The 26415-nt window shown below is 62.6% G+C and carries 18 protein-coding genes, 2 tRNA genes and 1 riboswitch; of the genes, 9 read left to right on the forward strand and 11 right to left on the reverse strand.

What is annotated here, in order from left to right; translation table 11 throughout:
• Positions 1–218: 218 nt before the first annotated feature.
• The 4 genes from ACYVOC_RS12705 (at position 219) to ACYVOC_RS12720 (ending at position 4551) form a co-directional block, all read left to right on the forward strand.
• Positions 219–722, forward strand: coding sequence for a hypothetical protein (locus ACYVOC_RS12705; RefSeq protein ID WP_116004154.1), 504 nt, complete (start codon positions 219–221; stop codon positions 720–722).
• 12 nt (positions 723–734) lie between these two features.
• A complete protein-coding gene (gene glnL / locus ACYVOC_RS12710) occupies positions 735–1811 on the forward strand; it encodes a nitrogen regulation protein NR(II) (protein WP_165829123.1) in 1077 nt (358 codons plus the stop codon).
• A gap of 50 nt (positions 1812–1861) precedes the next feature.
• Positions 1862–3418, forward strand: a complete 1557-nt coding sequence (gene ntrC, locus ACYVOC_RS12715) for a nitrogen regulation protein NR(I) (protein WP_461162053.1) — start codon at positions 1862–1864, stop codon at positions 3416–3418.
• Between the two features lie 212 nt (positions 3419–3630).
• Positions 3631–4551, forward strand: coding sequence for a ferritin-like domain-containing protein (locus tag ACYVOC_RS12720; RefSeq protein WP_461162054.1), 921 nt, complete (start codon positions 3631–3633; stop codon positions 4549–4551).
• Between the two features lie 187 nt (positions 4552–4738).
• On the opposite strand, the gene ACYVOC_RS12725 is transcribed toward ACYVOC_RS12720, so the two are convergent.
• Genes ACYVOC_RS12725 through ACYVOC_RS12735 form a run of 3 tightly spaced genes read right to left on the reverse strand, consistent with a single transcriptional unit; the run spans position 4739 to position 7655 of the window.
• A complete protein-coding gene (locus ACYVOC_RS12725; protein ID WP_461162055.1) occupies positions 4739–5515 on the reverse strand; it encodes an exodeoxyribonuclease III in 777 nt (258 codons plus the stop codon).
• A 13-nt stretch (positions 5516–5528) separates the two neighbouring features.
• On the reverse strand, positions 5529–6350 hold the full coding sequence (locus ACYVOC_RS12730) for an alpha/beta fold hydrolase (protein ID WP_461162056.1): 822 nt from the start codon (positions 6348–6350) through the stop codon (positions 5529–5531).
• A gap of 3 nt (positions 6351–6353) precedes the next feature.
• Entirely contained in the window at positions 6354–7655 is a 1302-nt protein-coding gene (locus ACYVOC_RS12735; protein ID WP_461162057.1) for an O-acetylhomoserine aminocarboxypropyltransferase, read from the reverse strand.
• Positions 7656–7760: 105 nt separating this feature from the next.
• Between ACYVOC_RS12735 and ACYVOC_RS12740 the strand changes: the two genes are divergently transcribed.
• Both ACYVOC_RS12740 and aroC read left to right on the forward strand, forming a co-directional pair.
• Positions 7761–8213 carry a CBS domain-containing protein gene (locus tag ACYVOC_RS12740; protein ID WP_116004148.1) on the forward strand — a complete coding sequence of 151 codons (453 nt, stop codon included), beginning with the start codon at positions 7761–7763 and terminating at the stop codon, positions 8211–8213.
• A 167-nt stretch (positions 8214–8380) separates the two neighbouring features.
• Entirely contained in the window at positions 8381–9478 is a 1098-nt protein-coding gene (gene aroC / locus ACYVOC_RS12745) for a chorismate synthase (protein WP_116004147.1), read from the forward strand.
• 9 nt (positions 9479–9487) lie between these two features.
• Here aroC and ACYVOC_RS12750 read toward each other — a convergent pair whose 3' ends face one another.
• The 4 genes from ACYVOC_RS12750 to ACYVOC_RS12765 all read right to left on the reverse strand — a co-directional run bounded on the left by ACYVOC_RS12750 (position 9488) and on the right by ACYVOC_RS12765 (position 13407).
• The gene (locus tag ACYVOC_RS12750; RefSeq protein WP_116004146.1) at positions 9488–10375 is read right to left on the reverse strand and encodes a DMT family transporter; all 888 of its coding nucleotides are present in this window, start codon (positions 10373–10375) and stop codon (positions 9488–9490) included.
• Positions 10376–10514: 139 nt separating this feature from the next.
• Positions 10515–10964 (reverse strand): transcriptional regulator NrdR, encoded by a 450-nt coding sequence (nrdR, locus tag ACYVOC_RS12755; RefSeq protein ID WP_116004145.1) that lies wholly within the window; start codon positions 10962–10964, stop codon positions 10515–10517.
• Between the two features lie 97 nt (positions 10965–11061).
• Positions 11062–12306 carry a serine hydroxymethyltransferase gene (gene glyA, locus ACYVOC_RS12760; protein ID WP_116004144.1) on the reverse strand — a complete coding sequence of 415 codons (1245 nt, stop codon included), beginning with the start codon at positions 12304–12306 and terminating at the stop codon, positions 11062–11064.
• Between the two features lie 33 nt (positions 12307–12339).
• A riboswitch (ZMP/ZTP riboswitch) is annotated at positions 12340–12495 on the reverse strand.
• A 69-nt stretch (positions 12496–12564) separates the two neighbouring features.
• A complete protein-coding gene (locus tag ACYVOC_RS12765; RefSeq protein WP_116004143.1) occupies positions 12565–13407 on the reverse strand; it encodes a lytic transglycosylase domain-containing protein in 843 nt (280 codons plus the stop codon).
• A 716-nt stretch (positions 13408–14123) separates the two neighbouring features.
• Here ACYVOC_RS12765 and ACYVOC_RS12770 point away from each other — a divergent pair.
• Both ACYVOC_RS12770 and ACYVOC_RS12775 read left to right on the forward strand, forming a co-directional pair.
• Positions 14124–17858, forward strand: coding sequence for a DUF748 domain-containing protein (locus tag ACYVOC_RS12770; RefSeq protein WP_461162058.1), 3735 nt, complete (start codon positions 14124–14126; stop codon positions 17856–17858).
• A gap of 157 nt (positions 17859–18015) precedes the next feature.
• Positions 18016–20691, forward strand: coding sequence for a DUF349 domain-containing protein (locus tag ACYVOC_RS12775; protein ID WP_461162059.1), 2676 nt, complete (start codon positions 18016–18018; stop codon positions 20689–20691).
• A 123-nt stretch (positions 20692–20814) separates the two neighbouring features.
• Here the strand turns inward: ACYVOC_RS12775 and ACYVOC_RS12780 are convergent.
• Positions 20815–20899, reverse strand: a tRNA-Leu gene (locus ACYVOC_RS12780).
• 111 nt (positions 20900–21010) lie between these two features.
• A tRNA-Leu gene (locus ACYVOC_RS12785) sits at positions 21011–21095 on the reverse strand.
• A gap of 34 nt (positions 21096–21129) precedes the next feature.
• Between ACYVOC_RS12785 and rnr the strand changes: the two genes are divergently transcribed.
• The gene (gene rnr / locus ACYVOC_RS12790; RefSeq protein WP_461162060.1) at positions 21130–23451 is read left to right on the forward strand and encodes a ribonuclease R; all 2322 of its coding nucleotides are present in this window, start codon (positions 21130–21132) and stop codon (positions 23449–23451) included.
• A 111-nt stretch (positions 23452–23562) separates the two neighbouring features.
• Here rnr and ACYVOC_RS12795 read toward each other — a convergent pair whose 3' ends face one another.
• Both ACYVOC_RS12795 and ACYVOC_RS12800 read right to left on the reverse strand, forming a co-directional pair.
• Entirely contained in the window at positions 23563–25086 is a 1524-nt protein-coding gene (locus ACYVOC_RS12795; RefSeq protein WP_461162061.1) for an NAD(P)H-hydrate dehydratase, read from the reverse strand.
• Between the two features lie 48 nt (positions 25087–25134).
• The gene (locus ACYVOC_RS12800; RefSeq protein WP_461162062.1) at positions 25135–26385 is read right to left on the reverse strand and encodes an FAD-dependent oxidoreductase; all 1251 of its coding nucleotides are present in this window, start codon (positions 26383–26385) and stop codon (positions 25135–25137) included.
• Positions 26386–26415: the final 30 nt, after the last annotated feature.

A 26415-nucleotide genomic window follows, 5' to 3' on the forward strand; every position in this document is an offset into this window, starting at 1 on the left:
TCAAGCGCTCTCGCAGCAAGTTCCCAACAAAAAAAATGCCAGTCAGGGCTTAACTGACTGGCATTGGCCTCCGGGCCGCTTTTTTTCTGGGGAACCCTGGGCGCCTCGGTGCATCCCATGGCATTTCGTTGCAGTTCAATGCATACATTGGATTGGAGATCGGCCCTGTTTGGGTGATACTAAGAAGCAACCCTGCACGATGCGTGCGAGCACACTGTATGAAAAAGACCTTTCTCTCCTCGCTACCTGCTCTGACCCTTCTTGCCCTGATGGTGGCGCCAGTGGGCGCACAGGATCGTATTTATCGCTGTGGCAATGAGTACACCAACAATGCCAATCAGGCTAAGGAGCGGGGCTGCAAGCCGGTTGAAGGAGGTAACGTCACGGTTGTCGAGGGCGTACGCAATGTCCCGGCCAGTGGTGCTGCAGGGGCCAAACAGTCTGCCTCCCCGCCTTCCGCGCCCCGCGTGAACCCCAATGACCAGCGTGCGCGTGACGCTGACGCCCGTGCCATCCTGGAGTCTGAATTGCGCAAGGCGGAAGCGCGCCACGCTGAACTCACCAAGGAATACAACAACGGGGCGCCCGAGCGCAACGCGCTTGATCTGCGCAATACCCAGCGCTATGCAGAGCGCACCGCCGAGATCAAGGCCAACCTGGCCCGCAGTGAGAGCGACATTGCGGGCATCAAGCGTGAACTGGCGCGTTTGCCGTCCCCTTAATCGGGACGGGTGATGGCTGCCAACTCCCCGCACGGGCCACAGCGCCTGCTGCAGGTGCTGGACATGCTGTCGCTACTGGTAGCGGTACTGCGGATCGATGGATCCCTGCTTTACGCCAATGCTGCACTGGAGCAGCATTTGGGCGTGTCGCGCCGCACCCTTGAAGGTACTGATTTTTCCCAGTTTTTCACCGATCCTGCCTTGCTGCAAACCGCATTGGCCGGCACCCGCAGTAAAGATTTTGCGGCCCTGCGCTACGAGGCCAGTCTCAAGCGCCTGCACCAGGAACCTGTGCCTGTGCATGTGAATGTGGCCCCCACCGAAGTTCAAGGCGAAGTGCTGGTGGAGCTGTGGCCGCTGGAACAACAGGTGCGCCAAGACCGCGAAGAGCGTTTGCTGGAGCAAGCCCAGGCACACAAAGAGCTGATCCGCAACCTGGCGCACGAGATCAAGAACCCGCTGGGCGGTATCCGTGGGGCAGCGCAGTTGTTGGAGATGGAGTTGGATAGCCCGGATCTGGCCGAATATACCCAGGTCATCGTCCACGAAGCGGATCGCCTGCAAAGCTTGGTGGACCGCCTGCTGGCACCCCACCGCCACCCGCACCAGGTGGGTGACGTCAATATCCATGAGGTTTGCGAGCGCGTGCGTTCGCTCATTCTGGTGGAGTATCCGCAGGGCCTGCGGGTGCAGCGTGATTACGACACCTCGATTCCCGAGTTTCGGGGCGATCGGGCACAGCTCATCCAGGCGGTGCTCAATATCGTTCAGAACGCCGCGCAGGCGCTGACCGACCGGATAGCGCAGGGCGATGCCTGCATCACGCTGCGCACGCGCGTGGCACGGCAGGTCACTTTTGGCCGTCAACGCTATAAGTTGGCACTGGAATTGCATGTCATCGACAACGGGCCGGGTGTGCCCGACGCCATTCGGGACAGAATTTTCTATCCGCTGGTGTCGGGCCGCGACGGCGGCTCGGGCTTGGGGCTGACGCTGGCGCAGACTTTTGTGCAGCAGCACCATGGACTGATTGAATGCGAGAGTGTGCCGGGACGCACCGACTTTCGCATCCTGCTTCCCTTGCCCTGAGCACCGTTCAAAGGCTTCTAGAAACGCAACCAGTGAAAGTGTGACCACCCATGAAGCCGATCTGGATAGTAGATGACGACCCCTCGATCCGCTTCGTGCTCGAGAAGGCGCTGGCGCGCGAAAACCTGCCCACGCGCAGTTTCTCCCACCCCAGCGAAGTGCTCGACGCGCTGGCGGCCCAGAGTGCCGGCGGGTCCGATCTGCCTGGGCCGCAGGTGTTGGTGAGTGATATCCGCATGCCGGGCGGCACGGGCCTGCAATTGCTGGAGAAGGTGCATGCCATCCAGCCGGGCCTGCCGGTGATCATCATGACCGCCTATTCCGACCTGGACAGCGCTGTGTCGGCCTTCCAACGCGGCGCTTTTGAGTATTTGCCCAAACCGTTTGACATCCCCAAGGCGGTGGAGCTTATCCGCCGCGCGGTGCAGGAGAGTCAGCGCGAGGATGTGGCGCAGGACAGCCAGGATGTGGCGCCCGAGATGTTGGGCCAGGCCAGCGCCATGCAGGATGTGTTTCGCGCTATTGGACGGCTGAGCCAGAGCCTGGTCACGGTGCTCATCACGGGCGAGTCTGGCTCAGGCAAAGAGCTGGTGGCCCGCGCCTTGCACAAGCACTCGCCTTGCGCTCAGGGGCCGTTCGTGGCGATCAATACAGCAGCGATCCCCAAGGATCTGCTGGAATCCGAGCTTTTTGGCCATGAGCGCGGCGCCTTCACGGGTGCGCAGACACAGCGGCGTGGACGGTTTGAGCAAGCCGAGGGCGGAACGCTGTTCCTTGATGAAATCGGTGACATGCCGTTTGACTTGCAGACACGGCTGCTGCGCGTGTTGTCGGATGGCCAGTTCTACCGTGTGGGCGGACATGCCACCGTCAAGTCCCATGTGCGCGTGATTGCCGCCACGCACCAGAATCTGGAGCAGCGTGTGCTGGACGGTGCGTTCCGTGAAGACTTGTTCCATCGGCTCAACGTCATTCGCCTGCGCTTGCCCGCACTGCGTGAGCGCGCTGAAGATGTGCCCATGCTGACCCGGCATTTTTTGCAGGTGAGTGCGCGGCAGCTGGGCGTGGAGCCCAAGCGCATTGACGATACTGCGCTGGCGCGCCTGGGGCAGTTTGCCTTCCCGGGCAATGTGCGCCAGCTGGAGAACATCTGCCACTGGTTGACCGTCATGGCGCCTGCACAGGTGATCTCGGTGCAGGACCTGCCGCCCGAAGTGCTGCATTTCAGCCCTCCGCTTGCTTCTTCCTTCACGCCGTCAATGCAGGCGGTTCCGACGCCAGCCCCCGCATCCGTGCCGGAGGTGTCCGAGCCCGGTCCAACCGCTGGTCCAGATCTGAAAGATCCCCATGCAGCGACCGTGGTGACGCCCACATGGGAGCTTGCGCTGGATGCCGAGCTGCAGGTGCTTTTGTCCAGTGCACAGGGCGATGTCTGGGACAAGCTCATGCACCGTTTTGAGTCACGCTTGATCTGCGCTGCACTGGACGCCACCCACGGACGGCGCATGGAAGCGGCGCAGCGCCTGGGCATTGGGCGCAACACCATCACGCGCAAGATCCAGGAACTTGGTCTGGATACAAAAAATAATGATGAAAATACTCTTTAATGTCCTATCCATAAGCGGTATTAGCTATTAAATAAATAGCAAAAATTCAGCCTGATAATTTTCTTTGTGCCATCGATCCAGGGCTTGGTGGTCCTGGTAGCACGCCCGGGTGGGACTGGGGCCTGTCCTACAAACAGGTGCTCCGTGGGCTGACCCTTCGTTTTGTTGATCGCTTCAAGAATGGGGCACTGTCAACCAAACGGAGAATTTCTATGTCGGATTTCAACGATGCCAACCGTGACCCCCTGACCAACGAGCCGGGCGCTCACCCTGTCGGCACAGGCCTGGGCGCAGCCATGGGTGGTGCTGCAGCGGGCGCGGCTGCGGGTGCTTTGGGCGGCCCTGTCGGTGCTGCCGTGGGGGGCGTGGCAGGCGCTGTGATCGGTGGGCTCGCCGGCAAGGCGGCAGCTGAGTCAGTCAACCCCACTGCGGAAGATGCCTACTGGCGCGACATCTATCAGCGTGAACCCTACTACGTACATGGCCGCACCTATGACCAATACCGTCCTGCCTACGAGTTGGGTTGGAGTTCGGTGGGTCGTTACGAAGGCGATTTCGACACCGTTGAGCCGCGTTTGGCCGATGACTGGCGTGCCCGTCATGCTGACCAAGGGTTGGCGTGGACCGACGTTCGCCCCGCCACACGCGCCGCTTGGGAACGCGCCTCGCGTGTTCACGCCATCGACAACGACGACGTGGTTGATACGCTCAATGATTTGCTGGAGTCAGCCCGCGATGGTGAATACGGCTTTCATGCATGTGCCGAGCATGCCGATTCGGGTGAACTCAAGGGCATCTTCCAGCGCCATTCGCGCGAATGTGCTGCCGCTGCGATGGAACTAGAACATGAAATCCGTCGCTTGGATGGCGAACCCGCTTCGGGTGGCACCGTGGCGGGTGCATTGCACCGTGGCTGGGTGTCGGTGAAGACGGCCCTCTCCATCCAGGATGACAAGGCGGTGCTTGAGGAGTGCGAGCGAGGCGAAGATGCTGCTGTGGCCCGCTACCGCAAGGCCCTGAAAGCGACACTGCCCTTGGATGTGCGAGCGTTGGTGGAGCGCCAGGCCCAAGGTGCGCAGCGCAACCACGATGAAGTGCGTGCCTTGCGCAACCGTTTCTCGATGCAACGCTGAAGCGTTTGCTGACGCACCTTGGCCGCTGTGCGTTATGGCCGCAGCGACCGGCGTGGGCCGCACCGCCATCTGTTTGCGGGGGCTCCAACAAAAAAGCTGCCAGGTCTTCCCTGGCAGCTTTGGGGGGATGTTTGTTCTGACCGCTGGGGGCTCTTGTGCGGATGGACAATCGCCTTGCGGTGGTGGCTCAAGCGAGAGTGACAACCACCGGAGCGTGGTCGCTTGGCTGCGGATTTTTGCGTGGTGCACGGTCCACGACGCAGGCTGTAACGGTTGCACGCAGCGCTTCACTGACCAGAATGTGGTCAATGCGCAGCCCCCGGTTTTTTTGGAAACCCAGCATGCGGTAATCCCACCATGAATAGCTCTTTTCGGGCTGCTCGAACAACCTGTAGGCGTCCGTCAGGCCCAGATCCAACAAGGCCTGGAAGTGGGCGCGCTCCTCGCGGGTGTGGTGGATGGTGTCAGCCAGCCCCACGGGGTCATAGGAGTCGCGGTCCTCCGGTGCCACGTTGAAGTCGCCCAGTACCACCAGGCGCGGATGGACTGCCAGTTCGGTGTGCACCCAGTCGTGCAGCGCCGCCAGCCAGCGCATCTTGTAAGCGAACTTGTCGCTTCCTGGCGCCTGGCCGTTGACAAAATAGCCATTGATCACACGCACCGGACCTGCGCTGGAATCGACCGTGGCCGCGATGGCGCGTGCCTGCTCGTCGTCAAAACCTGGAATGTTGCGCACGACCTCGCTCAGGGGCACGCGTGAAAGGATGGCCACGCCGTTGTAGGTTTTCTGGCCCAGGGCAGCAGCCTCATAGCCAGCCGCCTGCAGCGCGGCAAAAGGGAACTTGTCCTCGGTGAGCTTGAGTTCCTGCAGGCACAGCACATCGACAGGGTTCTGTGCCAGCCATTCGAGCACCTGGGGCAGGCGCACGCTGAGAGAATTGACGTTCCAGGTGGCAATTTTCATAGGGTGTGTTGCTTTATGCGTTGGACAGAAAATCCCGGATCGCGGTCAGCGTTTCTTCGGGCGCCTCGGTCATCTGGTGGTGGCCCACAGGCAGGTGGGTGACCTGCACGGTCTTGCAGGCTGCGCGTGCGGCGGCAATCAGGCCTTGCGCCGCTTTGGGTGTGGTCATCTGGTCTTGGGTGCCCAGGGCGAACAGCACCGGGCAGGTGATGCGGGCAATGGCAGCCTCGCCCCCGGCATAGCTGTCACAGGCCACGAAGCCCCGATGGAACAGGTTGACCGCAGGGTTGCTGCGCAGTACGCGACGGCCCAGCGCCATGCTGGCGCCAAACACCCAGGTGCCGGGGCCCAGCGCCGTGGGCGGCGCGCACAGGGTGCTGCGCGAGAACACGTTGACCATGCGCAGCGCCTTTTCAGGTTCGTTCAGCGCCGCGTCGATGAGTGCTGGAGAGACTTTCATGGGAAAGGCCGTGCCCACCAGCACCAGGTGGCTCACGCGCTCCTGCAGGCGCGCTGCGGCCTCCAATGCGATCAGCGAGCCCCAGCTGTGGCCTACCAGCGCAGCGCGCGGTGCGCCCACGGCGTCGAGCAGCGCGGCGATGAAGTCGGCGGCTTCCTCTACCGACGTGGGCGCCGGGCCCGCGCTCTTGCAGTGGCCGGGCAGGTCCACGGCCAGCACGTTCCAGCCGTGGTGGGCAAGGTAGCGGCTTTGCATGGCCCAGACGCTGTGGTCGTTGAGCACGCCGTGGATCAGCACCACGGTGGGCTGCGCCGGATTGAAGGGTTTGCCGCCGGTGTAGCAGAAGGTGTTGTGGCCGTTGACAAGCAGTTCCATGGCTCAGGCTCCTGCCTTTTCTGCGGCCTTGAGTGCGCGCTTGAGGTCGTCGATCAGGTCGTCCGGATCTTCCAGTCCAATCGACAGGCGAATGGTGCCTTGTGTGATGCCCGCGCTTGCCAGGGCTTCGTCGGATAACCGGAAGTGCGTGGTACTGGCCGGGTGAATCACCAGGCTGCGGCAGTCGCCCACGTTGGCGAGGTGGCTGAAGAGCTTGAGCGCCTCGATGAACTTCTTGCCCTGTTCGCGTGTGCCCTTGAGGTCAAAACTGAAGACGGAGGAGATGCCGCGTGGCAGGAGCTTGCGCGCCAACTGGTGGCTGGGGTGCGATTCAAGCATCGGGTGGCCCACGCGCTCGACGAAGGGCTGGCTGGCCAAGAATTGCACCACTTTTTCGGTGTTGCGCATGTGGCGTTCCATGCGCAGCGGCAAGGTCTCTATGCCCTGCAGGATGAGCCAGGCGGTGTGCGGGCTCATGCAGGCGCCAAAATCGCGCAGGCCTTCGCGGCGTGCGCGCAGCAAAAAGGCGCCCACGGTCGATTCCTCGCTGAATACCATGTTGTGAAAACCCTCGTAGGGCTCGGTCATCTCGGGGAAGCGCCCCGAGCCTTCCCAGTCGAACGCGCCGCTGTCCACCACCACGCCGCCGATCACCGTACCGTGGCCGGAGAGGAACTTGGTGGCCGAGTGGTACACCAGATCAGCACCATGCGCGAAGGGCTTGAGCAGCCAGGGCGTGGTGAAGGTCGAGTCCACCAGCAGGGGAATACCGTGTTCATGGGCGAGGGCGCTCACGGTGGGGATGTCGAGCACCTCGAGGCCGGGGTTGCCCACGGTCTCGCCGAAGAACAATTTGGTGTTGGGACGGATGGCGGCGCGCCAGGCGTCGATGTCGCCGGGCTTGACGAAGGTGGTCTCGATGCCAAAGCGGCGCAGCGTGTAATGCAGCAGGTTCTGCGAGCCGCCGTAGAGCGCTGTACTCGCCACGATGTGCGAGCCCGCGCCCATCAACGTGCTGATGGTCAGGTGCAGCGCTGCCTGGCCGCTGGCCACGGCGATGGCGCCCGCACCGCCTTCGAGCGCGGCCATGCGCTGCTCCAGCACGGCGTTGGTCGGGTTGCTGATGCGCGAATAGACATGGCCGCCGCGTTCCATGTTGAACAGCGACGCCGCGTGGTCGCTGGACTCGAAGACGAAGGACGTCGTCAGGTGAATGGGTACGGCGCGTGCGCCGGTTGCGGGGTCGGGCGTGGCACCTGCGTGCAGGGCCAGAGTGTCAAAGCCGGGATCGGCATAACCGGGCATGAATATGTCTCCAAGGTGTATCAAACGGCGGGCAATGCCCCGGGATTGTGGGCTATATTTGACCTTCCCATGCATTGAGCCCCCGGGCCGACTCGGAGTTACACCATGAAAGTCAGCGACATCCTGCGCGTCAAGGGCAGCACCCTTTTTACTGTCCACCCCGACGAACCACTGGCAGTTGCGGTGGATGCCATGGCCGAGAAGGACATTGGTTCGCTCGTTGTGATGGAGCATGGTGACCTGGTGGGCATGCTCACCTTCCGCGAAGTGATACAGGCCATCGTCAAGAACAAGGGCAGCGTGGGCACCTTGCAGGTGCGATCCGCCATGGATGACCACCCCCTGACCTGTACCACCGAAACCGACATGGACGAGGTGCGCCGCATGATGCTGGACCGCCACGCACGCTACATGCCGGTGATGGACAAAAAAATGCTCATGGGTGTGATCAGTTTCTACGACGTGGCCAAGGCTGTGGTGGACAGCCAGAACTTCGAGAACAAGATGCTCAAGGCCTACATCCGTGACTGGCCGGAAGAGGGTGCAAACGCGGCCTGACCTGGGGTCGGTGGGTGCCTGCTGGCCCGAAGGGTGCTGAGGCAGTTTTTGAAAATTTGAATGAAATTGGCCTGCAGCGCTTGATGGTAAAGCGCTAGTAGCTATTAAATCAATAGTGCGTTGTTGCAGAGCCAGCGGGCTGCCGCGCTCAGGGATAATCGTGCGCCATGAGCGGAAACACCTTCGGAACTCTTTTTTGCGTCACCAACTTTGGTGAATCCCACGGCCCGGCCATTGGCTGCGTGATCGACGGTTGCCCACCCGGCATGCTGCTGTCTGAATCCGACATCCAGGTCGACCTCGACCGTCGGCGACCCGGCACCAGTCGCCATGTCACGCAGCGCAACGAACCCGATGCGGTGGAGATTCTCTCCGGCGTGTACGAGGGCCGCACCACTGGCACGCCCATTGGTCTGCTGATTCGCAACCAGGACCAGCGCAGCAAGGACTATGGCGACATTCTGCAGACCTTTCGTCCTGGCCATGCCGACTACGCCTACTGGCACAAATACGGCCTGCGCGACCCGCGCGGAGGTGGGCGTTCATCCGCGCGCATGACGGCGCCTACCGTGGCAGCCGGTGCGGTCGCCCGCAAATGGCTGGCCGAAAAATACGGCACCCAATTGCGCGCCTGCATGACGCAGCTGGGTGAACTGGAGATTCCGTTTGAGAGCTGGGACCATGTGCCGAACAACCCCTTCTTTGCTCCTGTGCAGGACGTGGCCCGTTTTGAGGACTACATGGACGCGCTGCGCAAGGCAGGTGACTCGTGTGGCGCCCGCATCCGCGTGCAGGCCACGGGCGTGCCCGTGGGCCTGGGTGAGCCTTTGTACGACAAGCTCGACGCCGATATCGCTTACGCCATGATGGGCCTCAACGCTGTGAAAGGTGTGGAGATTGGCGCTGGTTTTGCCAGCGTGGCGCAGCGAGGCACGACACACGGCGATTCGCTCACGCCGGAGGGTTTTCGCAACAACAACGCGGGGGGCGTGCTTGGCGGCATCAGTACGGGGCAGGACATTGAGGTGAGCATGGCCATCAAGCCCACCAGTTCCATCATCAGCCCCCGCGAAACCATCGACATCCATGGCCAGAGCGCCGAGGTATCTACCCGCGGCCGCCACGACCCTTGTGTGGGCATCCGTGCTGCCCCCATTGCCGAGGCGCTGCTGGCCTTGGTGCTGATGGACCACGCACTGCGCCACCGTGCGCAGTGCGGAGATGTGGTGCAGGCGGTGCCGCCGATCAAGGCGTCGCTGGCTTAGCCGCAGGATTCAGCGCTTGCGCAGGATCACCAGAATGCGCAGCGGGTTGAAGCCCGTGACGAGGGCGGTGGCCAGCAGCACCAGTGCACCGCCCCACCAGATGCCCGGGCCCAGCGATTCGCCCAGGAAGAGGTGTCCCCAGGTCACACCGAACAGCGGAATCATGAAGGCCGAACTCATGGCCGCAACGGGTGATATCTGGCTCAGCACACGCAGATTGAGCCAGTAGGCCAAGCCCGAGGTGACCACGCCCATCACCAGCACCGCAGCCAGCGCCGGGGCGGTAAAGCGGGCCTGTGGCCAGTCCCAGGCGGCACCCGGCAGCAGCATGACCAGGGCCGTGGCGTGGATGCCGGCCGCAATCGCCAACGGGCTGATGCGCTGGGTGCTGCGCTTCATCCACGGCGTACATATCCCGTAGCAGGCTGCTGCGCCCACGCAGGCCAGGGCGGCCCACACCAGCTCGGGTGTGGGGTTGACGGGCCCCAGCCGAACGATGAATGCCACACCCAGAAAACCGAACAGGCAGCCCAGCCATTTGCGCAGGCTGAGGGTGTCCTCCTTCATCCAGGCTGAAGCCAGTACGCCAAAGGGAACGACCATGGTGTTGAGCAGCGAGCTGTACCCCGCAGGCAGCCGCAGCGCCGCCCAGGCATAGAGCAGGAAGGGCAGGGCCACGGTCATGATGCCCAGGCCAGTCAGCTCGCGCCAGTGCCGCCAGGGCCAGGGTTCGCGCGTGGCGCGCATGATGCCCGCCAAGGTCAGCGTTGCCAGGCCAATGCGCAGCGCCGCCGTGACGTTGGGTCCCAGCACGGGACTGGCCACACGGATGAACAGAAAGGATGCGCCCCACAGGGCGGACAGCAGCACAAGCTGCAGCAAATGGCGGGTTTTCACAGGTACGGCATTGTGCCGCTGGGTGGAGCGCTGTGCAGAGCTGCAAGCGACACCAATAATGGCTAAAAATGCCTCTATCGCTTTACAGATAAGTGCAAATAGCTATATTATTAATAGCAATTTTGACAATAAAAGGCGCTCACTGCCGCACTTCATCGACGAGGGTCTTGAACTCGTCAATGTCCTCGAAGCTGCGGTAGACGCTGGCATAGCGGATATAGGCCACCTTGTCGAGTTTCTTGAGTTCGCGCATCACCAGCTCGCCAATGCGGCTCGACGGAATTTCGCGCTGCCCGAGGTTGAGCAGGTTTTCCTCAATCCGTTCGATCGAAGAGTCCACCTGCGCCGTGCTGACCGGACGCTTGCGCAAGGCAATATTGAACGACCCCATGAGCTTGGCCCGAGCGTAGTCGGTGCGTCGGCCGTCTTTTTTGACCACGACGGGAAAGCTGACTTCAGGCCGCTCGTAGGTGGTAAAGCGTTTCTCGCAGGTGGCGCAACGTCGTCTGCGGCGGATGAAATCCCCGTCTTCAGACACCCGGGTCTCGACGACCTGGGTTTCATGGTGACTGCAGAAGGGGCATTTCATGGGTGTTCTCGGTGGTAGCGCCCGCCGCCCGGCGGAGCCGGTACATCCTTGGATCAGGAATCGTATCGGCGCCGATGGCGGGCCTGCCGGGGGAGGGTTAGCGGTAGACCGGGAAGCGCGCGGTCAAGGCGTTGACCTTGGCGCGCACAGCGGCGATGTGGGCTTCATCGCGCGGGTTGTCGAGCACGTCGGCCAGCAGATTGGCCGTCAGGCGTGCTTCTTCGTCCTTGAAACCGCGCGTGGTCATGGCAGGCGTGCCCACGCGGATGCCGCTGGTCACCATCGGCTTTTCCGGGTCGTTCGGAATAGCGTTCTTGTTGATGGTCATGTGGGCGCTGCCCAGAACGGTCTCGGCTTCCTTGCCGGTGATGCCCTTGGCGCGCAGGTCCACCAGCATGACGTGGCTTTCAGTGCGGCCACTGACGATGCGCAGGCCGCGCTGGGTCAGGGTTTCAGCGACGATCTGGGCGTTTTTCAACACCTGCTGCTGGTATACCTTGAATTCGGGCTGCAGCGCTTCCTTGAAAGCCACGGCCTTGGCGGCAATCACGTGCATCAGCGGGCCACCCTGCAGGCCAGGGAAGATGGCGCTGTTGATGGCTTTCTCGTGCTCGGCCTTCATCAAGATGATGCCGCCGCGCGGGCCGCGCAGGCTCTTGTGCGTGGTGGATGTGACGACGTCGGCGTGGGGTACGGGATTGGGGTAGATGCCAGCAGCGATCAGGCCAGCGTAGTGCGCCATGTCCACCATGAAGATCGCACCCACATCTTTGGCTACCTTGGCAAAGCGTGCGAAGTCGATGCGCAGGCTGTAGGCCGATGCGCCAGCGATGATGAGTTTGGGTTTGGTTTCGTGCGCCTTGCGCTCCATGGCGTCGTAGTCGAGCTCTTCTTTGGCGTCCAGGCCGTAAGAGACAACGTTGAACCACTTGCCGCTCATGTTCAGAGCCATGCCGTGCGTCAGGTGACCGCCTTCGGCCAGGCTCATACCCATGATGGTATCGCCAGGCTTCAAGAAAGCGAGGAACACGGCTTCGTTGGCCGAGGCGCCGCAGTGCGGCTGCACGTTGGCAGCGTCAGCGCCAAAAATCTGCTTGACGCGGTCGATGGCCAGCTGCTCAGCGACATCGACGTACTCGCAGCCACCGTAGTAGCGGCGGCCTGGGTAGCCTTCAGCGTATTTGTTGGTCAGCTGCGTGCCCTGGGCCCACATGACGGCAGGGGAGGCGTAGTTTTCGCTGGCGATGAGTTCGATGTGTTCTTCCTGGCGCTTGTTTTCGGCCTGGATGGCAGCAAAGAGTTCGGGGTCGGTCTGTTCGACAAGAAGGTTGCGGTGGTACATGGCAGTCCTATGAACTTGAGGTCCCTTGAGAGCAAGGGCTGCCCAGGCGAACGGCGGAACGCTGCGCACCCAGGTGCCTGCAGCGGCACGCTCCCCGGTGGTTCACAGTGGGCCAGGCCCCTGCAGGTTTCCACATCAGCGGCCGTCTCCTGTGGGAGAGAGCGCCTATCGCCAGTCGCGTACTCGGCTATTTTAACTGAGCCTGGGTCCTGGCGGAGTCAGACGGATGAAAGTGCCCGCAAACCGAGCGCCCACTGCTCAGAGATCCGAGGGCAAGAGCATGGCAACCTTGTCGCTGGGATTGCTCTGCGAAGGTGCTGCCACGGCTGGAACCGCCATAACGGGAGCCTGCGTGCTCAAAGTCGGCGGCGCAACAGGCATCCGGCGGCCACCTGCAACCTGGCTCAGTCGGAAGTGTTCTGCGAGTACTTTGGCGGCATAGCCTCCGTCGTCCGCCAGATTGGCGGCACCAACGTAGTAACGCAGCCCACCTTCAATGGAGCCGGCGCGAGCAATGCACTCCTGAAACACCTTAACGCCGACCCGCAGGTTAGTGATCGGATCGAAAGCCGCCAGGGTTCCGCCCACGCTTTCATACTTGTCGGTATGCACGCGCGTCATCACCTGCATCAACCCCTGGGCACCTACCGGGCTTTGAGCAAAGGGGTTAAAGCGCGACTCGATGGCCACGATCGCCAGAATCAGCGTCGGGTCGAGTTTGGTGCGGGCTCCCAGTTCATAGGCTTCGGCCACCAGCAAGCCCAGTGGCTCCGCTGCCACGCGGTATTTTTTGCTCAGCCAGAAGGCCACACGGGCCTGCTCGCGTGGCAGTTCCTGGGGGTTTATGGCCAGGGTGCGGTCGCTGGGCTCCAGCGGCTCCTCGGTCGGGCCGAGCAGCATTTCTTGCCGGTTTTGCAGCCAGTCCATCAACTGGGTTTCGCCTGCCAGGCGCAAATCGGCCCGGGCCGCTAGTGCGATCACTGCGAAGGCCAGGGCCAGACCCAGGAAGGCAAAACCGTTGTGGGTCATCTTCAGAAAACCGGTGGTCACATGGGCCGCAAAAGTGCGGGTGTTGTTGACCCATTGTTCTATCGCTGTCATAGCTTTCCTTTCTGCGGCGGGGTCTGGTAGCGAACGACCTTGGGGTCATCTGCCATGAAAAGAACCACGCCTGGATTGGTACGCCATCAAATTCGTGCCTGGCGTGTAGCACCTCGGTAGACCGATTTGACTTAGCCGGATTCGGCAGCGGATTGGGGTTTTCACTAGCTTTCGAGAAGCTGGCGGATTCTAAAAGCCGATTTAATGCCAAGTCAACACTATTAAATTGATTTTTAAGACATTTATATTGTTATGAATATGTTAAAAATCACAGATTCTCGACGCTTTTACGAGGGGGAATGGTTGTTGGTTTTGCCCTGGCTGGAGAGATCTGCCCAATTTCAATCGGTATCCACTGACCGATTGATCTGCTGATTTGTGTTCCACGGTATTCTTTGATAAGGTGGCTTGGCCTCTTGATTGCAGGCATCGCTGGAAGAAGCAAAGCCACCTGTCGGGGCATGCAGTGCCCCTACAGGCCAAGCGCGGCGCTTTCAAGGCAACCCCTTGGAGGCAATACATTGCCTCCCCGCAGTCCGGACGATTTTCTCCGTGCTGCGAACCGATGGCAAAGACCGTTGTGTCAGCCGTCAAGCCCGGAAGCGTGGCCCACCGCCGCCTTTCCGGGCTTTCTTGTTTCAGGCTGTTGCGCGGCCTGTGGTGAACTCTGATCCAATAGCTGCCTTTGAGTTTGCTGAAGTCCAGCGCCTGTGGTGATGAATCTGTCTTTTCCCCAGTCTTTTTTGCAAAATTCCCCTTGGATGCGGCGATGTGCGTGGTCGGTCTGCAGCCTTGTGTTGTTATGGGTGCTGGCATGGTTGGCGCTGCCGCCGATCTTGCGCAGCCAGGGCGAGGCGCTGGCCTCCAAGGCTCTGGGGCGGCAGGTCTCGATTGGTCGGGTGCAGTTCCTGCCCTGGTCTCTGGAGGTCAGCCTGCACGACGTGTCCATTGCGGATGCCCAAGGGCAGGGGTTCCTGTTGCAGGTGCAGCGTATCTATATAGATATGGAGCTGCAGTCGCTGCTGCGGTTGGCGCCGGTCGTTGATGCCGTGGAGATAGATGCTCCCATCGTGCATGTCACACAACTGGCGCCAGGACGCACCGATCTCGATGACATCATCGAAAAATTGTCCCAACCCGGGGATGGCAAGGCTGCGTCAACCGGCTTCGCCCTCTACAACATTGCGGTGCATGGGGGGGCCGTGGATTTTGTCGATCGCACGGTAAACCGTACGCATGAGGTGCGCGAACTGGAGTTTTCGCTGCCCTTCATCAGCAACCTGCAGGCCCAGCGCCAAGTCAAAGTCGCGCCCCGGGTGGCGTTTCTACTCAATGGAAGTGTGTTCGACACCTTGGCCGAAGCGGCGCCCTTTACGGACAGTCTCCGAACCGATGCCACTATTCATCTCGCGGATTTTGATCTGGCGCCTTACCGGGACTATCTTCCGGCCGCCTTCCCTGTGCGACTGAACTCTGCGGTGGTGGATGCGGATGTGCGTTTCTCGTTCGAACAAACGCCATCCGCGGTCGTGCAATTGAGTGGCGTTGTGCGTGCAAAGAACGTCAGCTTTCTGGACAAGGAGCGTCGAGAGCTTGTGTCCTTGGATGGCCTGAAGCTGCAGTTGGCAGAGTTGCAGCCTTTTGCCCGCAAGCTGCGGATCGATGCGATCGATTTGGATGCGCCCCGTGTGGCAGTGCGACGGGACGGGATGGGTCATTTCAATCTGGACTTTTCAAGCCAGCCTGCGCAACCAGCGCACACGGCCTCTGCGAAAACGCCAGTGTCTGCTGCAAAGGCCAAGGAAGCAGACTGGGACGTGCATGTGGGCCGTTTTTCTCTGCGCCATGGACAGGCCTCTTGGCAGGATGAGAGTATCCCTGCTGGAGCACAGATGGGCCTGCGCGATCTTGTGCTCCAGGCGTCCGATGTGTCCGTGCCCATGAAAAGGGCCATGCATTTTGCCGGTAGCTTTGCGGTGCAGGGCGAGGGTTCAGCTAAAAATCCAGCCGTGTTGGCGTTTGCCGGTGATGGAAATCCCCAGCTCGGCCAGGTTGCCGTGTCTGTACAAGCGTTGCCGCTGGAGTTGGCTGCGCCGTATTTGGCGCAATGGATTTCGCCCCGCCTGGGGGGTGCACTGCAGGCTGACCTCGGGCTGGCCTGGAATGGTGCTGCGTTGGTCGCACAAGTGGCGCGCCTGGGGCTTGATGACCTGAGGTTGTCCTGTTCGCAGGCCTCGGTCGCCGCTTGCACTGATGTGCAGCCATCCAGTTTGGCCATGCGTGGGGGGCAGTCGCTGGCTGAAATCAAGCGTTTGCAGGTCGAAAACACGCGGATCAACCTATCGCTGCGCAGTGTGGATGTGGGACGTGTCGTCGTGACGCAGCCACGCGCTTTAGTAGATCGGAGTGCAGAGGGCCGCTGGATGTTTGAGCGCTGGCAAGTAGCTCAGCCCGCACGACCGCAATCTGCTGTTGTGGAAGAGCCTGCGCCGCGAGCACCCTGGTCGGTCAAACTGTCCCAACTGGAGGTTGATGGAGGTGGTATCGCATTCAAAGACGCTGTGCTTGCGGAGCCGGCTGCGTTCACTGTGTCCTCGCTGCGTCTGCGCCTGCAAGACTTTGCTCCCTTGGCTGTGTCGGCCAAGCCTTCTGCGGTGACCTTGTCGGCACGTCTGGGGGCAGGGCGCGCAGATCCTGGTCGCCTGGAATACGAGGGAACAGCGGCGCTGGCTCCCTTGCGGGTGCAGGGGCGGGTGCTGGCCACACAGCTGCCACTGCATGCCTTTAAATCCTATGTGGCCGATGCCGTGAATGTAGACCTGCGCCGTATCGACGGTAGCTTCAAGGGGCAGGTTCGTTATGCGGAAAGCCCGAAGGGCACAGCGTTGGGCGTGCAGGGAGATGCTGCACTGGACGATGTGCGCGTGCGCATGGCGGTGCAGGCCCCAGTCGATGGTGCTGAGGAAGAGCTTCGCGGCTTGCGCAGTGGCGAAGATTTGCTGAACTGGAAATCTTTGGGTTTGCGTGGCCTGGCCGTGGACCTGGCGCCCGGCAAACCTTTGTCCGTGGATGTGCGGGAGACGGCGCTCAGTGATTTTTTTGCGCGCGTCATCGTGCAGGCCAATGGGCGGCTCAATCTGCAGGAGCTGGTCAAGGCAAAGCCACCTGCCACTCCCACAGTGGCCGAGCCCGCTGTCCCCGCCGCATCAGCCGTATCGGTGGCTGCTGGAGGTGTGGAGGCAGAGTCTGCGCCCATCATCCGTTTCGGGCCGATCTCGCTCACGGGAGGTACGGTTGATTTCACCGACCATTTCATCAAACCCAACTACTCGGCCCAGCTCACGGAGTTAAACGGCCACCTGGACGCTTTTTCGTCGGTAGCCCCGGCTGGGGGGGATGCCCCTGAGATGGCCGGACTGGAGCTGCGTGGCAGGGCCGAGGGGACGGCTTCGCTGGATATCAGCGGCAAGCTCAATCCGCTGACCCGGCCTCTGGCGCTGGACATTCGGGGCCGCATGCGCGATCTGGAGCTGCCGCCGCTGTCACCTTACACCATCAAATACGCCGGCCATGGCATCGAGCGGGGCAAGCTCAGCATGGATGTGACCTACCAGGTGCAGCCGGACGGGCGCTTGCTTGCTTCGAACAAGCTGGTGCTTCAGCAATTGACCTTTGGTGAGCCGGTCGAAGGAGCGCCAGCCAGTCTGCCGGTGCGGCTGGCAGTGGCCCTGTTGGCAGACCGCAATGGCGTGATTGATGTGGAATTGCCTATCAGCGGGTCGCTCAATGACCCTGAGTTTCGCTTGGGGCCGGTAATTTTCAAGATCATCGGGAATCTGGTTCTCAAGGCCATTTCGGCGCCTTTTTCGCTGCTCACGAGCGCGCTGGATGGTGGTGCAGAACAGGGGGTGGTGGCGTTTGTGCCGGGTAGCAGCGTGCTGGATGCTCCAGCGCGCACGCAATTGGACAAAGTCGCTCAGGTATTGATCGATCGGCCTGCACTCAAGATGACCGTCGCAGGGATGGCGAACCTGGACGCAGAACGCGAGGGATGGAAGCGCGAACAGCTCCAGCAGGCCGTGCTGGCACAAAAACGCCGCGCAGCCGTGCGTGCCGGCCAGGCGGCTGATGCTGTCGCAGCTGTGGGCTCGGACGAGTACCCTGCATTGCTCAAGGAGGTGTATCGCCGGTCGGACATGGCCAAGCCGCGCAACCTGATCGGGATGGCCAAGGAGCTGCCGCCGTCCGAGATGGAAGCATTGCTTTTGGCCAGTATTCCAGTGTCCGAGGACGCCATCCGTGCGCTGGCTTTGGCCCGTGGGGTGGCCGTGCGCGACTACCTTGCATCGCGCCAATTGCCGCAAGATCGATTGTTCCTGGGCGCTGCGCATGTGGAGTCGTCCCAGACGTCGTGGCAGCCCCGTGCGGAGCTCACTCTGGCGGTCCGTTGACCTGGGTTAGTGGTATAGACCAAATCCCGGTGAAAATAGCGGTTTCGACAGCCATGCACCGTAGTGTCTTTGCGGTGCGTTTTTATTACGCTTTCTGGCCCTGGCGCGGAAGGCTGTATTTGTAGATTCCATGTTTCCAATTTTTTCCCGCAACAAAATGTCCGACGCACCTGAAACCACCCCGGCCCCTGCCAAAGCCCCCGATGCGCATCCGCTGGATGCGCTGACCGGCGGTGCCTTCTCGGCGGCAACGTCGGGCGAGCGTGCCGCGCGCATCCGCGAATGGCTGTTGACCCAGCCCGCGCACGAACAATTGCAGGAGGTTTTCAAAGAGCTCAGTAGCCGCGACAAGGGCGCCGCCCGGGCCGTGCGTGAACGTCTGGACGAAATTCGCCGAGCCAAGAGCCAGGAGTCCATTGCCGCCGAATGGGCTGAGAAAGCGCAGGCCCTGATGGCAGCGTCCAAGCTCAATATCGCTGACGCACTGGCTTGGCAGCGCGATGCCGCCAAGGCGGGCGCACCTCTTTCACGGGAGCCTCTATCGCTGCTCAAAGTGCAGTTGGCAGACCGCGTCAAGGTGATCGAGGATTTGCAGCACCGTGTGCAGGTGCAGCGCGAAGCGGCGGTGCTGCTGGCCCAGCGCATCGAGGTGCTGTCGACCAAATCGTGGCGTGACGCCCAAGCCGCACAGGACGTGCTGCGGGTCGATGTCCAGCATTGGCAAGAGCAGGCACAGGCGCTCTCGGATGATGCCAGCTGGCCCAGCGTAGAGGCACGTTTCCCGCCCCTGCTCGACGCATCGCGTGCGCAGTTATTGGTCGTCTGGGATGCTTTCCAGTCTGCCGTGGCCCTCGCCATCGCTGCTGCAGAGAATGCACAGGCAGCATTGCCGCCGGTGCCTGTATGGGCCGACGAGTTGCGTGTAGCGCGTGGTGTGCCCACCGAAGCGGCTGCTGCTGCTGCTGCTGAGCGCCCTGTACGTCAGCCCAAGCCTAAAGCCGACCCTGAAGTGGTGGCCAAGGCCGCCCAGATGGTAGGCGAAGCATTGCAAAAGCTAGAGCAGGAAACCGCTGAAGGTCATGGCAAAGCCAGTGCCGGTGCGGCGGCGGCGTTGCGCGCTGTGCTCAAGACGCATGGTCGGCATATTGACGCGGCACTGGAGCAGCGCGTGCACACGGCGTTGGTCGCGGCGGGCGAACTCGAAGGCTGGCAGCGCTGGAGTGCCGACCAGGTGCGTGAGGATTTGCTGGCCAAGGCAGAGGCATTGCTCAAACGCCCCGAGGGCCAGGCACTGGGTGGCCGCAAGATGCAGGAAACGTTGCGCCAGTTGCGTGACCTGTGGAAGCAAGCCGACCAGGGCGGAGCGCCCAACCATGGTTTGTGGAAGAAGTTTGATGAAGCCTGCAATGCCGCCCACAAGGTGGTGGAGGCCTGGCTGGACAAGATTCGCACCGAATCCGCCGAGCACAAGGCCCAGCGCCTCGCATTGATCGAAGAGGTCAAGGCGTGGGCGCAAGAACATGCCCAGTCAAAGGACTGGAAAGCCATCAACCGCGCCTTGCACCAGTTTGGTGATCGTTGGCGTGAAAGTGGCCACGTTGGTGAGAAGTTATTTGCTGAACTCCAGCCCCTGTGGAAACAAGCCATTGCGTCAGCAGCCCAGCCTTTTGAAAAGGCACAAGCCGAGAGCCTGGCACGCCGCCAGGCAATGATCGAAGAAGCCGTTGTGCTGGGCACTGATCCGGTGTTGCGCATTGATGCCATCAAAGCTTTGCAGCAGCGCTGGCAGGCCGAAGCCCATGTCGTGCCCCTCGATCGTCGTCAGGAGCAAAAGCTCTGGGATGCTTTCCGCAAGCCGATTGATGAAGCGTTCAACCGCAAGACCGCGGAGCGTGAGCGTGGTGCATCGGCTACCAGCGCCCACGACCGCGCGGTGCTGGAGGCATCCAAGGCACTGCAGGCCGCGAATGCGGGTGGTGACGCCCAGCAGATCCGCGAAGCCATGGCCGCCCTGGAAGCCGCATTGCGTGGTCAGGCGCAGGCAACGGCAGAGGCTGCAGCAGAAGGCCGTGCTCAGGCTGCATTTGTACAAGAGGGAGCTGTGCCTGCCGAGGCTGCGCAAAGCACTCAGGCAGAGCCTTCTGCGGCTGAGGACGAGACTGCAGCACCAGCAGCTGCACCTGCGCCCAAGGTGGTTGCCCGTCCCGTAGTTGCAGTGCGCGGCGATGATCGCCCCGGTATGAAGAGGGACGCGCCTGCTGCGCCGGGACGTCCAGGACGCCCCGGAGAGCGCCGCGATGCGCGCCCGGGCCGCGATGCTCCGCGTGACGGCGGCCGATTTGCGGACCGCCGTCCGGCACCGGAAGACCGTGGACCACGCTTGGGCGATGCCGCCTTCAGGGCTCAGCGCGAGGCGCTGGAACATGCGCAACAGGCACTCAAGAAGCTGGCGGCCCAGGCCCATGGCGAAGCCCTCACCCAATTGTTGTCTGCTTGGGAGAAGCGCGATGCGACCTTGGTGCCTTCAGCGCAAGATTTGGGTGGCCGTGTCGCACCTGCCACGCGCAATGCCTGGATACAAGCGCTGGCAAGTGCTCCCGCAGGGGAAGCGGCCCAGGCCATGCTGCGTCTTGAGATGGCTGCCGAGGTGCCTACGCCGGCCGAACATCTTTCGGATCGTCGCATGCTGCAATTGCAGTTGCTCACGCGCCGCAATGATCCCGCACCGACCGAAACCTGGGGGCAAGACGCCGCTCGCGTGTTGGCCAGCGCCAGTGATGCAGCCACGGCGCGCCGCTTGCAGAATGCTTTGAAGGCTTTGCTGCGCAAGTGATGAGAGGGCGATCCTGGCGCGCGCGAGTGCGCCGGGATTGGCTGCCACGGAGCTGGCGAAGTAGCACAGTCATTGGACTGACCATGAAAAAAGCCGTTGCGTTTGCAACGGCTTTTTTTGTTTTGGTGCCCAGGAGAGGACTCGAACCTCCACGATGTTACTCGCTAGTACCTGAAACTAGTGCGTCTACCAATTCCGCCACCTGGGCTTTCAGGAAAGATCTGAATTGTATAGCAAGAAATCCCACCTGATGGGCGGTTAAGATACTTTTGCCAACAAAAAAGCCGCTGGGTACAGCGGCTTTTCGTTAAGTTAAACTTGGTGCCCAGGAGAGGACTCGAACCTCCACGATGTTACTCGCTAGTACCTGAAACTAGTGCGTCTACCAATTCCGCCACCTGGGCATTTCAGGAAAGTCTACGATTGTATAACAAAAAAATGAACCCTCGAGCCCCGCTTTCCCCATCTGCAGATGAAATCGAAGGCAGTGTTCAAGGGCACCGCGATGGGCATGGGTACGTCCTGCGCGACGATGGCCAGCCCGACATCTTCTTGCCACCCAACGAGATGCGTGCTGTGCTGCACAAGGATCGGGTTCGGGCGCGCATCGTGCGCCAGGACCGTCGGGGACGGCCCGAGGGGCGCGTGGTTGAAATCCTCGAGCGACCGGCACAACCCATCATTGGCCGCCTTTTGCAGGAGAGTGGCGTCTGGATCGTCGCACCCGAGGACAAGCGCTATGGGCAGGACATCCTGATCCCGGGTGACGCCCTAGGATCGGCCAAGCCGGGCCAGGTCGTGGTGGTCGAGCTGACCGAGCCGCCTGCGCTGTTTGGCCAGCCCGTGGGCCGCATTACCGAGGTGCTGGGCGAGGTGGATGACCCGGGCATGGAGATCGAGATCGCTGTGCGCAAGTACGGCGTTCCCCATGAGTTTTCTGAAGATTGCCTGGCCGAGGCGGGAGCGCTGCCGGACCATGTCCGTGCGCAGGACAAGAGGCAGCGCATCGATCTGACCGATGTGCCACTCGTCACCATCGACGGCGAGGATGCGCGCGATTTTGATGATGCTGTGTACTGCGAACCAGCCAAGGTGGGTCGCGGCAAAGGCTGGCGCCTGCTGGTGGCCATTGCGGACGTGAGCCACTACGTGCAGACCGGCAGCGCTATTGATGTGGACGCCTACGATCGCGCCACCAGCGTGTATTTTCCGCGCCGCGTGATCCCCATGCTGCCTGAGAAGCTCAGCAACGGCCTGTGTTCGCTCAACCCCGATGTGGAGCGCCTGTGCATGGTCTGCGATATGCTCATCAACGCCAAGGGCGAGGTGCACGCCTACCAGTTCTATCCGGCGGTGATGTTCAGCCACGCCCGCTTCACCTACACCGAGGTGGCGGCAATTCTGGCCAACACGCGCGGCCCCGAGGCGGCCAAGCGCCAGGAGCGCGTGGGCGACCTGCTTAACCTGCACGACGCCTACCGCGCACTCTTGCTGGCGCGGCGCGAGCGCGGTGCGGTCGATTTCGAGACCACCGAGACGCAGATCGTCTGTGACGAGAATGGCCGTATTGAAAAAATCGTACCGCGCACGCGCAATGACGCGCACAAGCTGATCGAGGAAGCCATGCTGGCGGCCAACGTCTGCAGCGCCGACTTCATCGCGCAGGGCAAGCAGCATGGCCTGTTTCGCGTGCACGAAGGCCCTACGCCCGAGAAGCAGGACATTCTGCGCAACTACCTCAAGGCCATGGCCGTGGGCATGACGATCAGCGACAACCCGAAGCCGTCCGAGTTTCAGGCGATTGCCGAGGCCACCAAAGACCGGCCCGATGCGCAGCAGATCCATACCATGCTGTTGCGCTCCATGCAGCAGGCGATTTACACGCCCATCAATAACGGCCACTTTGGTCTGGCGTTTGACGCCTACACGCACTTCACCAGCCCCATCCGGCGCTACCCTGACCTGCTGGTGCACCGCGTCATCAAGGCTATTCTGGGGAACACCAAGTACCGGCTGCCCATGTTGCCCACACCGGGCGAAGCACATGAAAAACTAAGCAAGCGGCTTGCGAATCGCGTCGCCCCGCCAGGCACAGCCCCGCGCAAGAAGGAAACCGGGGCAGCGCTGGCCGAGACGCAGTCCTGGGAGGCGGCGGGCCTGCATTGCAGTGCGAATGAGCGCCGTGCCGACGAGGCCAGCCGTGACGTCGAAGCTTGGCTCAAATGCAAGTACATGCGCGAGCACCTGGGCGAGGAATATGGCGGTGTGGTGTCTTCGGCCACCAGCTTTGGCATCTTCGTCACGCTGGACGCCATGTATGTCGAAGGACTGGTGCACATCACCGAATTGGGCGGCGAATACTTCAAGTTCGACGAAGCCCGCCAGGAACTGCGCGGCGAGCGCAGCGGCCTGCGTTACGCCATCGGCACGCGGGTGCGCGTGCAGGTCAGCCGGGTGGACCTGGACGGGCGGCGTATTGATTTTCTCCTGGTCAATGAAGGCGAGCCCTCGGCTGCCCGGTCTTCCCGTGCCAAGGGCGGCGCTCGCCCTGCAGCGCCAGAGTTGCCTACAGCTTCAGACAAGCGGCGCGCCCCGCCAGAACCTGAAGCGACCTCGCGGGAAGCCAGCAGCGAACCCAGGCGATCGGGTAAATCGGTGCAGAAGGCGGCCTTGCTGAGCAAGGCCCGAACAGATGCACCCAGCAAGGCCGCAGGCAAGCCGGGCAAGGGACAAGAGCGCTCGTCGTCCAAGAGGTCCTGAGTTTTCGCCGGAACGGGAGGTGGATGGTTGTTTTTACCATCGACCATCTTTCTTAAAATACTATAAAAACTATAGCTTCCAGCGCTTTATCAGTAAGCGTTTGAGCTGTTTTTAATCAAATATAAAGTGTGTGCGGGCCAGTGCGCTGGCCACCAAGGGCTGCTGTGGTGGCCAATGATCTGCCGCCTGGCCGTGGAGGAATACCGTTTCGGTGGCAGCGCGCATTGCATCGGCGCCCGTTGCCAGGCGCGCGCCGATCAGGCCGGCGAGCACATCACCCGTGCCTGCACACGCCAGGCGTGCATTGCCGGTGGGGTTGATGACCGGGGTCTGGCCAGGGGCCGCGATGATGCTGCCCGATCCTTTGAGCACTACCACGCACTGGAATCGTTCTGCCACTGATTGGGCTGCCGACAAGCGGTGCGCCTGCACTGCACTGGTGGTGGTTGTCAGCAGGCGCGCGGCTTCCAGCGGGTGCGGGGTCAGTACGGTGACCCAGCCCTGGTTTGCACGGGCTGCGAGCGCCGTCTGGAGATCAGGCTCTGCGGCAATGGTGTTGAGGGCATCGGCATCGAGCACCAGACGGGGTGCCTGTGCCAGCACAGGTGGTAAGACGGCGCGCACAGCCTCACCACCTCCGCAGCCGCAGACCACGGTGAGTTGCGGCAGATGCAGCGCATCGAATCGGCGGAACATCAGTTCGGGTTGTTGCTCATCGAGTTCCAGTGCCTCAGCTCCCAGCAGAGCCACCAGCACACGGCCCGCACCGCCATGCAGCGCTGCGCTGGCGGCGAGCAGGGCCGCGCCTGTCATGCCCATGCCGCGCGCTTGCAGTCCTTCGCCGCCCACCACGGCGACATCGCCATAACTGCCTTTGTGGCTGGCATGCAGGCGCTGTGTTTGCAAGGGCGCGCCCGCCAGCCAGGCGCTGGGCGGCTCGTTGGTGGGGTTGCAGCCCAGGGTGTCGAGCCATACCGTGCCAGCGGCGTCGCGCCCGCTACCGGTAAAAAGGCCGGGTTTGAGGGTGAGCAGGCTCAGGGTGTGCCGATGGGCGGGCTGTGCTGCGCTGGGCCGGGGGGACGCCACCGGAGCAAATCCGGCAGCGTACTGGCCCGTGTCGCTCTGCAGGCCGGTAGGCAGGTCGATGGACAGCAGCGGGGCGGGGCTATTGCGCAGTTGCTCCAGCAAAGCCAGGAGAGGGCCTTGTGGGCCTGGGCGGGTGTCGCCTGGGGCGAGGCCGATGCCCAGCAGGGCATCGATGCAAAGATCCTGCGTGCCCAGCCGGGGAGCATCGTGGATGAACTGCACGCCAGCGTCCCGGGCACGCTGCCAGGAACGCAGGGCGTCGGCTGGGGCGCTTTCGGGGGCGCCCAGCCAGGTTGCCACCACGGGCAGATCCTGCTGGCGCAGGTGCATGGCCGCTTCCAGCCCGTCGCCGCCGTTGTTGCCGGGGCCGCAGGCGATCCAGATGGTGCGGGCGTGGGGCGCCAGGGCGCGCGCCAGCTGTGCCACGCGCAAGCCGGCGCGCTGCATCAGCGTGTGCGGGGGCAGCAGGGCTGCCGCCGCATGCTCCAAGCGGCGCGTGGCAGCGGTGTCGTGTAGCGGGTGGGGCTGGTGGGAGCAGATGCGGTGCATGGCGACGGACGGCAGTGGCCCCTGTGGGGGGCGGTGCTGCATTGTGCGTCAGAAGCGCTGCGCGCCCAGCCCTTCCAGGTCGATGTCTGGTGTCTTGCCCGCCATCTGGTCTGCCAGTGCGCGGGCACTGCCACAGGCCAGTGCCCAGCCGCTGGCACCATGGCCCAGGTTGAGCCACAGGCCGGGCACGGCGCTCTGGCCCACCATGGGTGGGCCATCGGGCAGCATCGGCCGTGCGCCGCGCCACACCTGCAAGCCGCTGGAGTGCGAGAGGCCACCGGGGAAGCACTCGCCCAGCACACGGTACAGCGTACCCAGTGTTTGGGGGTGGGCTTGTGCTGTACTGGTGCCCAGCTCGGCGCCACCCGAGACCCGTACCCGCTGACCCAAGCGAACCATGGTGGTTCGGGTTTGCACGTCCACGACGGCAGCCAGCGGTGCATGCAGTTCTTCGCGCAGGGGCGCGCTGACCGAGCTGCCGTACAACGCCACCAGGGGCAGGCGCTGGCCAAGCGGTTGTAGCAAGGCAGCACTTTGGGCGCCCGCGCACAGCACCACGGCATCGAACGGGCGGGGCGCTGATTCGCCCTCCAGCTGGACGCCTGCGGGGGCGCTGGAAAGGCGTGCCACGCAGGCGTTGAATTCGAATTGGGCGCCGCGCTGTTGTGCGGCCTGGCGCAGCAGCAGCGCAAACTGACGGCAGTTGCCGGCCAGCCCATCGGGCAGGTGCAGTGCTCCTGCCAGGGGGAGCGAGGGGGAGAGGCCGGGTTCGATGGCGCGTGCGGCGTCGGCATCGAGTTCGCGGACGACCGTGCCCGTATCGCGCAGCACTTTCAGCACGGGCGCCAGTCCCTCAGCATCTTGTGGCGTGCGCAGCAGCAGCAAGGCGCCTGCGCTGCTTTCAAACACCAGACCGAGCGATTCGACCAGGTGTTGCAGCCGTGCACGGCTGTAACGCGCGAGCCTCTCCAGCGCGACCAACGGGGGCAAAGGCGCACCGCTGCGGGCGCTGGCACGCGCGGCGCTGCGCCAGCGCCGCAGCCAGGACAGCTCGGCCAGGCTGATCGAACGACCCAGGTGCAGCGCCGCATGGCGGCCCAGCACGCCGGGGGGGCAGGCGGTGCCTGGGGCCGACCACGGATCAAGCACCCCGGGGGCCAGCAGGCCGCCAGTGGCAAAGCTGGCTTCTTCGGCGGTGGCGCTGCGCTGTTCAAACACGGTGACGGCGTGGCCGTCCAGCGCCAATTCATAGGCAGTGGTCACGCCGACCACGCCGGCGCCCACAATGGCAATCTTCATGAAATAAAGGTTATTTTCGGCCTCTAGCGC

It is taken from the genome of Simplicispira piscis (assembly GCF_054783455.1).